Source organism: Desulfobaculum sp. (genome assembly GCF_054921475.1).
On the sequence record NZ_JBUDSW010000075.1, the window covers coordinates 1 to 14,101 of the forward strand.

Annotated in this window: 12 protein-coding genes; 11 read left to right on the forward strand and 1 reads right to left on the reverse strand. The window is 60.3% G+C overall.

What is annotated here, in order from left to right; all coding sequences use genetic code 11:
* Positions 1-337: 337 nt before the first annotated feature.
* The 8 genes from ACY69P_RS06805 to ACY69P_RS06840 all read left to right on the forward strand — a co-directional run bounded on the left by ACY69P_RS06805 (position 338) and on the right by ACY69P_RS06840 (position 9,610).
* Entirely contained in the window at positions 338-1,417 is a 1,080-nt protein-coding gene (locus ACY69P_RS06805; RefSeq protein ID WP_462326955.1) for a protein-glutamate methylesterase/protein-glutamine glutaminase, read from the forward strand.
* Between the two features lie 52 nt (positions 1,418-1,469).
* Positions 1,470-3,401: a HEAT repeat domain-containing protein gene (locus ACY69P_RS06810; protein ID WP_462326956.1), complete on the forward strand. Its 1,932-nt coding sequence runs from the start codon at positions 1,470-1,472 to the stop codon at positions 3,399-3,401.
* Position 3,402: 1 nt separating this feature from the next.
* Positions 3,403-4,278: a CheR family methyltransferase gene (locus ACY69P_RS06815; protein WP_462326957.1), complete on the forward strand. Its 876-nt coding sequence runs from the start codon at positions 3,403-3,405 to the stop codon at positions 4,276-4,278.
* A 41-nt stretch (positions 4,279-4,319) separates the two neighbouring features.
* Positions 4,320-4,712 (forward strand): PilZ domain-containing protein, encoded by a 393-nt coding sequence (locus ACY69P_RS06820; RefSeq protein WP_404843116.1) that lies wholly within the window; start codon positions 4,320-4,322, stop codon positions 4,710-4,712.
* An 87-nt stretch (positions 4,713-4,799) separates the two neighbouring features.
* Positions 4,800-5,582, forward strand: a complete 783-nt coding sequence (locus tag ACY69P_RS06825) for a ParA family protein (protein ID WP_462326958.1) — start codon at positions 4,800-4,802, stop codon at positions 5,580-5,582.
* Positions 5,569-6,252: a chemotaxis protein CheW gene (locus ACY69P_RS06830; RefSeq protein ID WP_459901500.1), complete on the forward strand. Its 684-nt coding sequence runs from the start codon at positions 5,569-5,571 to the stop codon at positions 6,250-6,252. Before ACY69P_RS06825 ends, ACY69P_RS06830 begins: the two co-directional genes overlap by 14 nt.
* Positions 6,253-6,261: 9 nt before the next feature.
* The gene (locus ACY69P_RS06835) at positions 6,262-6,633 is read left to right on the forward strand and encodes a response regulator (protein ID WP_404843113.1); all 372 of its coding nucleotides are present in this window, start codon (positions 6,262-6,264) and stop codon (positions 6,631-6,633) included.
* An 85-nt stretch (positions 6,634-6,718) separates the two neighbouring features.
* Entirely contained in the window at positions 6,719-9,610 is a 2,892-nt protein-coding gene (locus ACY69P_RS06840) for a chemotaxis protein CheA (RefSeq protein WP_462326959.1), read from the forward strand.
* 89 nt (positions 9,611-9,699) lie between these two features.
* Here the strand turns inward: ACY69P_RS06840 and ACY69P_RS06845 are convergent, their stop codons facing one another.
* Positions 9,700-10,659 (reverse strand): hypothetical protein, encoded by a 960-nt coding sequence (locus tag ACY69P_RS06845; protein ID WP_462326960.1) that lies wholly within the window; start codon positions 10,657-10,659, stop codon positions 9,700-9,702.
* 202 nt (positions 10,660-10,861) lie between these two features.
* Here ACY69P_RS06845 and ybgF point away from each other — a divergent pair, with 202 nt between their 5' ends.
* The 3 genes from ybgF to ACY69P_RS06860 are packed head-to-tail and all read left to right on the forward strand — an operon-like array spanning position 10,862 to position 13,970.
* Positions 10,862-11,668, forward strand: coding sequence for a tol-pal system protein YbgF (gene ybgF, locus ACY69P_RS06850; RefSeq protein WP_462326961.1), 807 nt, complete (start codon positions 10,862-10,864; stop codon positions 11,666-11,668).
* 17 nt (positions 11,669-11,685) lie between these two features.
* Positions 11,686-12,993, forward strand: a complete 1,308-nt coding sequence (dprA, locus tag ACY69P_RS06855) for a DNA-processing protein DprA (protein ID WP_462326962.1) — start codon at positions 11,686-11,688, stop codon at positions 12,991-12,993.
* Positions 12,994-13,046: 53 nt separating this feature from the next.
* On the forward strand, positions 13,047-13,970 hold the full coding sequence (locus tag ACY69P_RS06860) for a tyrosine recombinase XerC (protein WP_459901508.1): 924 nt from the start codon (positions 13,047-13,049) through the stop codon (positions 13,968-13,970).
* Positions 13,971-14,101 lie beyond the last annotated feature (131 nt).

Consider the following 14,101-nt stretch of genomic DNA (forward strand, 5'->3'; position numbering starts at 1 on the left):
CCCGAACGCAGCGCTCTACCAAACTGAGCCACATCCCGTCGACGGAGAGAGTGATTAGGTGTTTTATCCCTGTTTGGCAAGTACTTTTTACGATTATTTTAAAAATTTCGTCGAGACTTTTTGCCCCGCCAAGGGGGAAGGGGGCAGAAAGTGAGTTGTGTGGCACCTCTGTGGCGGAAATTGGAGTTGTCTCCACCTCGTATTTCTTTTACACCCTTGTCTTAAACCATTTTTGCTGTGATTGATGTCCTAATCATGGTACGATTCGCCTTGGTATCCGCTCGTTCTGTGCCAGAGGCGTCGTGTCATAGCCTGCTGTTGAAAAGGAGTTCCCGACGTGGTGACGGTCGTAGTGGTGGATGATTCCGCCTTCATGCGCAAAGCAATCCAGACCATGCTCGAAAAGGACCCCAATATTCGTGTTGTGGCGACTGCCCGCAATGGCGAAGAGGGGCTTGAGATGGTGCGCAAGCATCAGCCAGACGTGGTAACCCTCGATATCGAGATGCCCCGTATGGACGGATTGACTGCTTTGCGGCATATTATGATGGAGATGCCCAGACCTGTGCTTATGGTCAGTTCTCTGACAACCGAAGGAGCCGAGTCCACCCTGAAAGCCATGGAGCTTGGGGCTGTTGACTTTATTCCCAAGCAGCTCTCCAAGGTTTCCTTGGATATCATCAAAATCGAGGAAGACCTGCGGAAAAAGGTGCTTACCGTTGGCCGCCGCAAATTCCGCGCGCCAAAGGCCCCCGTCCGGGCCAAGGCCGCACCGGCGGCGACCCCCGCGGCAACTCCTGCCGCTCCCGCAGCCCCCAGAAAGCCCAGAATTGGTGGTAGCCTAAAGCGTGACGTGGTCGCCATTGGCGTATCCACCGGTGGCCCGCCTGCGGTGCAAAAAGTGCTGTCGCAGCTGCCTGCGGACTTCCCCGCTGGCATACTGATTGCTCAGCATATGCCTGCCGCGTTTACCGGGCCCTTTGCCAAGCGGCTGGACAGTGTCTGCCCGCTGCGTGTGAAGGAGGCCGAAAACGGCGAGCGTTTCGCCCCGCGTACGGTGTACGTCGCCCCCGGCGGCAAGCATCTGCGCATTGAACAGAAGGTGAGCCGCATTGATGTGGTCGTGTCCGAAAGGCCGGCCGAGGCGCTGTATAAACCGTCGGCGAATGAACTGCTCGCGTCGGTTGCCGGAGGGGTAGGACGGCGTGCTCTCGGTGTCATTTTGACCGGTATGGGCAATGATGGCATGGAAGGTATGAAGGTCCTAAAACAGCGCGGCGGACGGGCCTTGGCCCAGAGTGACGCAACCTGCGTTGTGTATGGAATGCCCAAGGCGATAGTCGACGCGGGCCTGGCAGATGAGATTGTGGACATCGACGACATGGCCAGTGCCATAATCGACAATCTTTACAAGTGACCCATATGCCGCCCCGGGCGTCAACCCGGGAGAATGATGCAAGGATGGGAGAATGATGGAGAACTGCAAGGAGATAGCCAAAGTCCTGCAAACCGGCGAGGTGGAGGACAAGCGCGAAGCCGCTTTCCTCGCGGGAGACAAGGAATGCCGCGAGGCCATTCCAGACCTTGCCCAGCTTTTGCTGTCGGACAACTTGGGGTTGCAGGAAGCCGCGGACATGGCGCTGCGTAAGCTGGGGGGCGTAGAGACGGCAGAGGCCGTCATTCCTCTCTTGCGTTCCGATGATGCTCCCGTGCGAAACCTGTCCATGGACATCCTCCGCGAGATAGCGGGGGAGGCCATGTCGTCGTTGACCAAACTGGTGCACGACGAAGACCCGGATATTCGGATATTTGTGTCCGACATTCTCGGCTCCAGCGGCAGTTCCCAAGCGGTGTCGCCGCTTGGCGACATGTTGCTGAAGGACCCCGAGGTGAACGTGCGGTATCAGGCCGCGGTCAGCCTTGGCGAATTGCAGCTGAAGCATGGTGCCAAATATTTGAACCAAGCCCTCAAGGATGAGGAATGGATTCAGTTCGCCGTCATTGAGGCACTGGCCAAGGTGCGCGACGACAGTTCCATCGGCGCACTGGCCAAGGCTATGGGCCGCAGTTCCGACCTTGTGGCGTCCATGATCGTCGAGGCCCTCGGCGAGATGGCCAACGTCAAGGCCGTGCCGATGCTGCTGTCGCAGATGGATTCCTCTCCCACCGCTCTGCGCAATAAAATCGTGAAAGCCATCGTCAACATCCTTGGCGGCAAGTCGCTTAAGCTGCTGTCGCAGAAGGAACGAGAAAAATTCCGGCAGTACCTGCTCATCGCCATCCATGATGAGGAAGAGGACATTCAGGACGCCGCCATCCTTGGCCTCGGCTTTGTGGGCGGCGAAAAGGCCTCGGCAGAGGTTCTGGAGCTTGCCTCGCACATGGACCCCGAGCGCGTGCCGGAGCGCCTTGGCATTGCCGTGGACGCCCTTGCCAACATTGGCCTGACGGAGGCCCTCAAGGACGGCCTGCACGGCAAGGACACCCACAGGGCGCTGGTGGCTGTTGAGGCGCTGGGCCGGACCAATGATGAAGCGGTCTGCTCGCTGATGACCGACGTCTTCTGGGACTGCGAGCGCGACGTGCAGCGCGCCCTGATTACCTCCCTGACCAATTGCGGCGCGGTGGTGAAGGACTTCTTCCTTGATGTGCTGCAGAAGCACAACGACGGCACCGTGCTCAAGGGCGCGCTCGCCTACTTCGGCACCGTGCTCAAGGACGAAGACACCGGCGAGGTGCTCTTCGGCTTCCTCGAACATCCCTACGACGATGTGAAGGAAGCCGCGCTGGAAGCCTGCGTGAACGTGGGCGGCGAGGCGATGAACGAGCGCTTCCACACGCTGTTCCGCAGTCCGGAACCCATCCACCGGCTTATGGCCGTCTACGCCATGGGCAAGCTGGATATTGCCTCCAATATCGAGGACATCAAGCTCGCCCTTGAGGACGAAATTCCCGACATCCGCAAGGTGGCCCTTGAGGCCTTCTCCCACATGTGTGCAGACCTGCAAACGTGGCTCCCGGTTATCGAAAACCGCCTGAGCGACGAAAACCGCGAAGTGCGGCTGGCTGTTGTGGACCTTATGGGCGGCTGTGACGATGACGCCGTGGTGCCCATGCTTCTCGTCGCGCTGGATGACGCCGACGACTGGGTCCGTGTGCGCGCTGTGGAGGCGCTGGGACAAAAGGCCGCCAAGAAGGCCATCCCCCGCCTGATGGACCTCGCGGAGGATGAGTCCCCGCTGGTGCAGATTAAGGTCGTGGAGACGCTAGGCTCCATTGGCGGCGAAAACGCGTTCCGCGCGCTTTTGGAAATCGTCAATTCCGAGAACCCCGAACTTTCCGCGGCAGCCGAGGACGCGCTCGCTCGAATTCAGGATGAACAAGGCGGGGAGGGTAGCTAACATGTCTTCTCTCTTCTCCAAGACAATCTCCCTGAAGAAGGAGTTCACGATTTCTCCGGAGGAGTTCAAACAGCTCCGGGATTTCATCTACGATAAGTGCGGCATCTATATTGCAGATAACCGCAAGTATCTGTTGGAAAACCGACTCCGGAACCGGTTGAAGCACCTGAACCTCAAGTCCTTTGGCGAGTACTATTACTACTTGCAGTACGACGCGCAAAAACGGCAGGAGCTGAGCAAACTCTTTGAGGTGGTCACCACCAACGAGACGAGCTTTTTCCGCAACCCGCCGCAGCTTAAGGTCTTTCAGGAAAATGTCCTGAAGGAAATCCTTGATGAGCAGCGCAAGAAGGGCACCAAGAAGCTGCGTATTTGGTCGGCAGGATGTTCCACGGGCGAAGAGCCCTACACCATGGCCATCCAGCTGCATGAAACCTTGCGCAGTGAAATAAGTTCTTGGGATATTCGCATCACCGCTAACGACCTTTCGGACGCGGTGCTGGCGTCGGCGCGCCGGGGCGTGTATACGGAGTATGCGCTTCGCACGACACCGAAGGAAATTATCCCCAAGTACTTCGAGGAGGAAGACGGCAAATTCAAGGTGAAGCCAGAGCTGAAAAAGCTCATCACCTTTGGGCAAATCAACCTCAGCGATCGTATGCAGCTTAAGCGTGTGGAACGCTCTCACATCGTCTTCTGCCGCAACGTCATCATCTACTTTGATGATGCCATGAAGAAGAATGTCATCAGTTCATTCTACGACAATCTTCTGCCCGGAGGGTTCCTGCTGATTGGACACTCCGAGTCGCTGCATAACATCACCCGTGCATTCAAGCCGATGCACTACACCGGAGCCATTGTCTACAAGAAGGGTTAACGTGCCTCGTGGTACTTGCATGCAGGAGGAAATCCGTCGCGATGAATGCAACCGAGAGACGCAGGGAAGTCCGACTCCCCAAGAATTTTCGTGTGGAGCTGCGAGAGTTTCGCTTTCCTTTGGCACGGCAGAAGAAACATGAAGTCAGCTGCGCGGACATCAGCGCAAGTGGAATGAGCGTCGTCTGCGGGCAGAAGTTCAAGGACGGGGACAAGTTGCAGGTGAAGATTTTTATCCCAAGCCTCAACAAGTTCCACTCCGGCTACTTCAAGGTCTTTGAAAGTGACGCAGGGCAGTACCTGCAGGCCATTGCCGAGGTTGTCCGCATTGAGGAAATTATGCCTCTGACGCGCTACAAGCATGGCATTCGCTTTTTGGATGTGGACTTTGACGACCTGCAGGCACTGAGGAGATTTATCTCAAGAGCAGTGTAAGAGGGGACAGGCCCGGAAGAAAAGTCCCGCGCTGACGCCACAATGCGCCCCATGCGGGACGGGCGCGTACACGACGAGGGAAAAACGTTGGGTATTAAGGTGCTCGCCGTCGCCAACCAAAAGGGTGGCGTAGGGAAGACGACAACAGCGCTGAGCCTCGGGGCCGCGCTGCACAGGCTGGGGAAGAAGACCGTGGTCATGGACCTGGACCCCCATGCCTGCGCCTCCATCCATCTGGCGCACTACCCGGAGGACCTGACCCACACTGTTCTCGACATCTTTTATGCCGAGAAGGACGACGTCCCCGAGCTGTGGAAAAAGATCATCCACGTGGAGCAAAAACCGGGGTTTGATTTTGCCGCGGCAAGCATCCGTCTCTCCGAATTGGAGATGGACCTGAAGTCCCGCCCCGGGCGCGGGGCAATATTCAAGGATGCGTTGGAGCCGCTGCGGGATGAGTACGACTACATCGTTTTGGACTGTCCACCGCATGTTGGCGTGCTTCTGGTCAATGCCTTGGTGGCATCGGATCTGGTGATTATCCCCATCCAGACCGACTTTCTGGCCCTGCATGGACTGCGGCTGCTCTTTGACACAATACGCACGCTGAACCGGGTGCTGGCCCGCCCCATCCGGTTTCGGGCCCTGCCGACAATGTTCGACCGCAGGGCCGGCGCGTGCAGACGGGTGCTGAATCTGCTGAGAAAGAAACTCGGCGACAAGATGTTTGAAACGGTCATCAATCTGGACACCAACTTTCGCGAGGCGAGCGCCAAGGGCAAGGTTATCTACGAGATAGATGAAAACTCCCGCGGCGCCATCGAATACTCCCTGTTAGCAAAAGAGATCGTAGCGAATGAAGACGCCTGAGGAATACTTTCTGGAACGCAATTTTCTCCCGGAGTCCGATGAGAATCTGACGGAGGCCGAACAGGCCTTTCTGAAGAAATACATGGGGCACGGGGAAAACGCGGACGCCGCAGGACAGAGCCTGCCGGACCCTGCACAGGTGCAGGCGGCCCCGGGCTTTGCACGGCGTTCTGATGACGGGCAGACGGCGCAGGACTCCGTAGACGAACCAGACCTGATGGAAAGCCTCAAGAACGAGCCTTCCCTCCAGCTGGTTGCCTTCTCGCTAGGCGGGCAGGAGTTTACGGTTCCCATCGACACCGTGCAGGAGGTCATCAAATATGTCGCTCCGACCAAGCTTCCGGCGGCCCCGGGATTTATCTCGGGCATCGTGAATCTGCGAGGCCGCGTCACGCCACTGGTCATGACCGGCATGCTGATGGGCATCCCCGTGGCGAAAGAAGACTGCCGTTTCATTGTCGTCTGTAAACGCAAGGGGTTGCAGGTGGGCCTTCTGATCGAATCGGTGAAGACGATGTATAGGGTTGAGCAGGACAGCATCGACTGGGGAGTGGAAACCCACCTCGGCGGCAACGTCGAATACGTGGCAGGGCTCCTCAAGGCTGAGGACGCGAGGCTGGTAGGCATCCTTTCGGTTGACCGCATCGTGGACAAGGTTCTCAAGGGATAGGGAGAGAAAATGTCTAAACATATTCTTATTGTGGACGATTCTAAGACTGTGCGGAATCTGGTTGCCTTCATCATGAAGAAGGAAGGCTTCAAGGTGACGACCGCCGAAGACGGGCTGGATGGTCTTGAGAAGCTGTACTCCGCAGAGCATGTGGACCTCATCATCTCCGATGTGAACATGCCACGCATGGACGGCTTCACCTTTATCAAGACGGTCCGCGAGCAAGATACCTACAGGGACGTGCCCATCGTCGTGCTTTCCACGGAAGGTCAGGACAAGGACATCCAAACCGGCCTGAACCTTGGTGCCAACCTGTACATGGTCAAGCCCGCTCAGCCCGATACCATGGTGAAGAACGTCAAAATGCTCCTTGGCGCGTAATCGGCCGATTTGCGCCTGGACTGTTTCCAACGGGTGTCCGGTTGGTCTTTCTCACTCCGGAACGCCGAACTTTTGAGGTAGGGCAATGAGTCAGGAGTTCATGGATCCTGAAATATTTGCAGATTTCATCATAGAGGCCAAAGAGCATCTAGAGACGATTGAGCCAAATCTGCTTGAGCTTGAGAACAACCCCGAGAATCTGGACCTCCTGAACGAAATCTTCAGGCCCATGCATTCCCTCAAGGGGGCATCGGGTTTTCTTGGGCTGAACACCATCAATATGCTCGCCCACCGCGCAGAAAACGTCATGGACGAACTGCGCAAGGGCAAGATGGTGGTCACGTCTGAGATTATGGACGTTATCCTGAGCTCCACGGACCTCTTACGGACCATGATTGATAATCTGGAGACGGAGGGCGGTGAAGGCGATGTGGATATCACCAATACGGTGAACACGCTGGACGCCCTGCTTGCGGGTGGTGAAGCTCCGGCCGCCCCCGCTGCGCCCGAGGTCGATGAGACCCCGGCGGTCGCCGAGCCGGGCACCCCCGCGCCGCCAGCCGCCGAGCCGGAGGAGGAGCTGGAACCCTTCGTGGTAGAAAGGTACACCCTCACCGTGGCGGCCAAGGAACACCTTGAGGACTTCCTCGAAGAAGCCCGAGAGATCGTCCAAAATCTCAACGAAGCCTTGCTCGGTCTGGAAAAGGATGAAACGCCCGACGAGACCGTCAACGACATCTTTCGGTACTACCACAACCTGAAGGGCAACAGCGGCATTGTCGGCTTCAAGGACCTCAACTCCCTGACGCACGAGGCCGAGACGCTCCTCAACATTGTGCGCCGCGGCGAGATGAAGGTCTCGCAGCCGCTGGTTGATCTGTTGCTCATGGTGGCCGACGCCATTGAAACCCTCATCGGCAACGTGGACTCCGAGAGTGCCGAGGCGGAATCCTTGGACACGCGTAAGCTGGTGCACGCCCTGCAGCACGCCGAGAAGACCGGCGAAATCCTTTTGCCCCAGACAGAAGGCGACGAGGAATCCAAAGCGCAGGACGCCCCCGCGCAGGAGGAAAAGCCCGCGCCGGCCGCCAAGCCCGCCGCCGAGCCTCAGCCCAAGCTGGAGGTGGACGAAGAGGACGCAGGTATCTTCATCGCCACGGTGGACCAGCAGATTGCCGCCATCAACCTCTCCCTTGAGGAACTGGGCAAGGACCCCTCGCAGTCCAGCTTTGTGGATGCGTTGTACCGCTCGCTCATCACCGTGCAGAATTCCGCCGGATACATGGGCTTTGAAGACATCAAGCTCAATGCAGGCCGCACCGCAGGACTGGTGGATCAGGCCCGTACGGCGGATATGGATTTTTCCCTGATGCTGGACATCCTGCGTCAGGAATGTGGCATCCTGAGCGACCAGATTCAGGGTATCGTGACTCGCCTGAAGGGCGGTGGCGAAGAGGAACTGGCCGCCGCAGCCGAAGAGGAGCTGGAGCATGCTCCCGCGGCTGAGCCGCAGCCTGAACCGGAGGCCCCCAAAGAGGAGCCTAAGGAAGAGCCTAAACCTGAGCCTAAGCCTGAGCCGAAACCGGAGCCCAAACCGGAGCCGAAAGCCGAGGCAAAGCCGGAACCGAAGCCGGAACCCAAGCCCGAGCCAAAGGCTGCTGCCAAGCCCGCCCCGGAGCCCAAGAAGGCCCCCGCCGCCAAGCCCGCGGCCAAAGCTGCCGCCAAGGACGCGCACAAGCCCAAGGTCTCCTCCACCATCCGTGTGGACCACGAGAAGCTGGACCACCTGATGAACCTCATTGGCGAGTTGATCATCAACCGCAACCGGTTCACCATGCTGGCCCGTCACTTGGAAGAGGGCGGCGAAAGCGGTGAAGGCGTGGACCTGCAGGACGTGGCATCGAATCTGACGGAAACCACTTACGCAATGGCCCGCATTTCTGATGACCTGCAGGACACCATTATGAAAGTGCGCATGGTGCCCGTGAAGACCGTGTTCACCCGCTTCCCCCGCCTTGTCCGCGACCTGTCGCGCAAGAGCGGCAAGAACGTGGAACTCATCATGGAAGGCGAAGAGACGGAACTGGACAAGAGCGTCATCGAGGAAATCGGCGATCCGCTTGTCCACCTTATCCGAAACTCCGTGGACCACGGCCTTGAGTCCCCGGCGGAACGCAAGGAGACCTCCAAGCCCGAAACCGGCAAGGTCTACCTGCGCGCCTACCACGCGGGCAACTCCGTGAATATTGAGGTCGAGGACGACGGCAAGGGCATTGACCCCCAGCGCATGCGCGAAGTCGGCGTCAAGAAGGGCGTCAGCTCGCCCGAAGAGGCCAAGGCGCTGGACGACCAGCAGGCCATTGAGCTGATTTTTGCACCGGGCTTTTCCGGCGCAGAGAAGATTACGGACATCTCGGGCCGAGGTGTCGGCATGGACGTCGTAAAGACGAACATCAAAAACCTCAAAGGCTCCATCAACGTGCAGACCGACGTCGGCAAGGGCACGCGCTTTACCCTGTCCCTGCCGCTGACGCTCGCCATCATCGACGCACTGATGATTACCGTGGGCGGTCAGGTCTACGCCATTCCCCTTGAAGCCGTGTCCGAGACCACCAAGCTGGATGCTGACCTCCTCACCGAGGTCAACAACCGCAAGGCCGTCACCATGCGCGGCGAGGTCCTCGGCATTCTGGAACTCTCCGAGATTCTGGAAATCGACTCCGACTCAGGAGGCGAAGAGGATACGCGCAAGCAGTTGCCCATCGTGGTGATTCAGGACGGCAACCGCCGCCTCGGCATCATTGTGGACAGCCTGCTGGAGCGGCAGGAAATCGTCATCAAGCCCCTTGGCGACTACCTTGGGGAGAAGGAAGGCATCTCTGGTGCCACCATCATGGGCGACGGCTCCGTGGTGCTTATCCTCGACCCGCATGAAATCTACCGCAGGTCCACGCGGGCGACGGCTGCGGTTCCCTAGCCCGTAGGTCACATCGCAATACAAACACGCCGGAGTGCAGTGCACTCCGGCGTTTTTCTTGTGGCGTACGAATGGTCCGCGCTGGCGTATTACGGCGTGGCGGCCAGCAGGGTCATGGCCCATGTTTCAAACATGCCCATGGCGGCAACAAGCAGGCACAGGGCGGCGATAACCATGGTCGGCTTATGGCGCATGGGGGTTGCGGCTTTGAGGACCACAGCCCACAGCAGGCTGGCCAAGACGGCAAGGCCCGCGCCGCCCATGGTGAAATAGCGCGTCATTTCGCCGAGGGATGCGGCGGCGACGGTGGGCTGGATGGTATAGAACAGCCACCCGGTGCAGGCGGCAGCGGCAACGCTGGCCGCAGCGGCCCAGCCCGCACAGTAGCGGCTGGCGTAGCTGTAGTAGTCGCGGCCCCAGTCATCGCGGCCACGGCGCAGAATCATCCACACCAGGCCGAAGGCGGCGGCAAAGGCCACGGCAAGGGTCAGCGTCAGCAGAAAGAGCGGCGCAAAGAACAAGCTGCCCATGCCGGAAAGCAGAAAGGTGCTCAGCTCCTGTGCGGTGCCCGGCAGAGGGCGGTTGGCCATGGACATCAGCTGGGTGCTCAGGGGGCAGGCCAGCGTGGCCAGCGCGCCAAGGCTGGCCAGCACGCCCCACAGCTTGTGCAGGCCCGGCGCCTTGCGGGAGCCTTTCCACGTAAAGGCGTAAATGGTGGCGAAGAGAGCCATGACGCCAAGGGAGCCAAAGTTGGCAGAGGTGATGGGGCGCAGTGTGGTCAGCCATGGCCGGATGTCCTGCGCACCTGTGTAGTGCAGGTAGGCTATGGAGCCGAACACGGACAGCAGCGCGGCGAAAACAAACAGCACACCCATCAGGCTGACCTGCTGGGCAAACTTTTTCAGAAACACTTTCTTTTTGGCGCCAGCGATGTATTCACTGACAACGGCAAGGGGAAATGCGCCGAGACCGGTCAGTACCACTGCAAAATGGATGGCCAGCAGTGCATGCCCCCCCAGCAGCCGGGGATTGAAATCCGCAAACGTCATTGCAAGAGGCTCCTTCGATAGGGATACGGACGATTCATATTGTGTACAGGCGGGTTTTACTTGCCCTAAAAACCGCCTCAGGGCAAGGTTGCCGAAGTTCTGCGGGCATTTCTTTTCCGCCGGGACACCTTGAGTTTTCCTTCGTTGTCGCCTATTTAATATGCGCAACCAATGCGGAGAACCACATCAACAGGAGGCGGAAATGGCCCTCAGCGTTCGGGCAACACTTCTTACCGCGGCGCTCGTTGTTCTGCTTGGCGGTTGTCAGACCGGCAAGAAATGGAGCAAGAGCGAGGAATGGCGGCTTCAAAACCTTGAGGAAAAAGCCCTCGGGTTCAAAAACACCCAGCTGAGCCACGCGGAGCGGCTGGACATCGTTGAGAAGCGTTTGAACCAGCTGGAAAGCCAGCCCGGTGACGACGCGCCTGCCGAGCAGAAGGACCAGCCCCTGCTGAGCTCTCAGGACCTGCCGGAACCCGGCCCGGTCACCACGAATGCCCCCGAAAAGCCGCAGAGCGATAAGAAGTGGGACGCCTATCCGGAAGTGAAGGGTAAGAAGCGAGCGCGTACGGTCAAGGTGGAAGCACCGAAAAAGGTTGCCAAAGCCGCACCCGCCAAAGCGTCTGCCTCCGCCATGAGCGCCAAGGCGCTGTACGATGCGGGCCTGAAGCACGTTCTGGCAGGCAAGACCAAAGAAGGCCGCGCCGAACTCCAGCGCTTTATCGCCACCTACCCCAAGAGTGCGCTCCAGCCCAATGCCCGCTATTGGCTGGGGGAAAGCTATTACCACGAAAAGCGCTACCCCGAGTCCGTCGTGGCCTTTAAGGACGTGCACCGTCTGTACCCCAAGCACGAAAAGGCCGCCGCAGCGCTCCTGAAGCTGGGTTATGCCTACGCCGCCCTTGGCGACAAGGGCAACGCCCGTTTTTACCTGAACGTGCTGCTTGACGATTACGGCTCCACGGACCCCGCCGCCCTTGGCCGCAAGAAGCTCCGGGCCTTGCGCTAGCCGGAGCCGTTGCCGCCATGAACGCCGAGCGTCTTGCCGAGTACCGGGCCTGTCTGTCTCTCCGCCACTGTTTGCACATTGGCCCGCGTACATGGAAGCGTCTTTTGGACCACTACGGCTGCGCCCGCGACGCCGCCGATGATGTCCGCCAGTGGTGCGGGCTTGGCCTTGCCTCCGTCAGACAGGTGGAGAGCTACGTCCGCGGCGCGTGGGAAGCCGCCGTGGACGAAGAGCACGAGGCCGCCCGCAAATGCCGCCAACCCGTCCTGCTTTACGACGACCCCCGTTTTCCGGACCTGCTCCGCAGGCTCCCCGACCCACCCCTTATGCTGTACTATTCCGGCGCCGTGGACTTGCTTCGCGGCGCCTGTGTTGCCGTGGTTGGCTCGCGCAGTTGCAGCGGGACGGGCATCTCGCATGCGCGGCGCATCAGCGCGGAGCTGTCTGGCGCAGGCGTGACCGTGGTCTCCGGGCTGGCGTGGGGCATTGACAGGCAGGCGCATTTGGCCGGGCTGGATGGACCCGGTTCGTCCATTGCCGTGCTTGGCACCGGGCTGGACCGCACCTATCCGCCGGAGAATGCCGACGTGCGCGCCCTGCTGGAGCAGCGCGGGCTTCTTGTCTCCGAGTTTGCCCTGGGCACAGGCCCGGCGGCGCAGAATTTTCCCTACCGCAACCGCATCGTCAGCGGACTGTCCCTTGGCGTGGTGGTTGTGGAGGCCGCGCGGCGCAGCGGCTCGCGCATTACGGCGCGTATGGCCCTTGAACAGGGGCGCGAGGTCTACGCCGTGCCCGGACCGGACGATATGCCGTCCTTTGACGGCTGCCGTGGGCTTTTGGACGAGGGCGCAACCCCTGCGGGCCATGCCTCGGACATCCTGCGCGACCTTGCCCCGCAGATTCGCGCGGTGATGGAGGGCGGCGCGGTGGCTGTGCGCTCCCAAAAGGCCGCCACCCCGCACGAGGGCCCAAAGCCGGAGCAGGGACGGCTTGCTGACGCCTTGGGCGCGCCCGGCGGGGCTGGCGCGGTCCCGGTTGTTGGTTCGGCCACGGACGCCGTTGTCCCCCGCAGCGCCGCACGCGTTGTGGCTGCTACGGGCGGCGCGGACCCTGAAGGCGCCGTGCAGGACGGGGACCGCTTTGCCGGGCTGGATGAGGATTCCCAGCTGGTGGTGGACGCCCTGCGCGGCAACGACCGCGTGCATATTGATACCCTCTCGCGCGATTTGGGCTGGCCTGCGGCGCAGACCAGCAGCGTGCTCCTGCTCCTTGAGGTGCAGGGGCTGGTGCACCAGTGGCCGGGCATGGAATATAGCCTTGAGTGATGCGCCCCGCGTTGGCGGCGCGCCTGCGCGCAAGGAGACAAGGACCACACAGCATGGACACGTTTGACGATTTTGCACTGCCGGATACGGCCATGGCCTTTCTGGGCTGGCTTGCCGTGGAAAAGGGCTACAGCACCGCCACGGTCAGCGCCTATGGCCGCGACCTTGAGCAGTTTGAAGGTTTTTTGGACGGCCGGGGCCTTAGCCTTGCCGAGCCGGACAGCGTGGACCGCACGCACGTACGCTCGTTTATGGCGGAACTGCACCGCCGCAAGCTGGCGAAGACGACAGTGGGGCGCAAGCTGTCCAGCCTGCGGGCATTCTTTAAATATATGGCCAAGAATGGCATGGCGATGTCCAATCCTGTCGCGGGCGTGAAGAACCCCAAGCAGGAGGTGCACCACCCCAAGGCGCTGAATGTGGATCAGGCCCTTGCGCTGATGGAAGCCAAAACCGGGGCTGACCCGCGCTCCCTGCGCGATATGGCGCTTGCGGAACTTTTGTATGGTTCGGGCCTGCGCATCAGCGAGGCGCTGGGGCTGTCCGTGGATGATGTGGACACCGGCTCCGGCGTGGTGCGCGTTCTGGGTAAAGGCTCCAAGGAGCGTCTGTGCCCCTTGTCCGAGGCCGGAGCGCGGCGGCTGGATGAGTATATGGCCGTGCGGGACGAGTTTACGCAGAGCCTGACGCAGACGGCGCTGTTTCTTGGCGACCGCGGGGGCGCGCTCCAGCGGCGGCAGGCGAATCGCATCCTTGAGCGGCTGGCGAAGCTGGCGGGCTTGCCTGAGGATGTGCACCCGCATATGCTGCGGCACAGCTTTGCCTCGCACCTTTTGGAGGCCGGGGCCGACCTGCGCAGCGTGCAGGAACTGCTTGGGCACTCGCGCCTCACCACCACCCAGCGCTACACCCACCTCACCATGTCCAAGATCATGCAGTCCTACGACAAGGCGCATCCTTTGGCGCGCAAAAAGTAATACGAATTTGGGCGCGTTGTGTGCGCGCCCTGCGCCCGCGTGGCGGCTGTGGTGGCCGCCGTGCTACGGCGCGGGCTGTTGTCCGCGCCCCTTGCGCTCTGGAGCGCCGCACGCCACAGACAAGGCCGCCC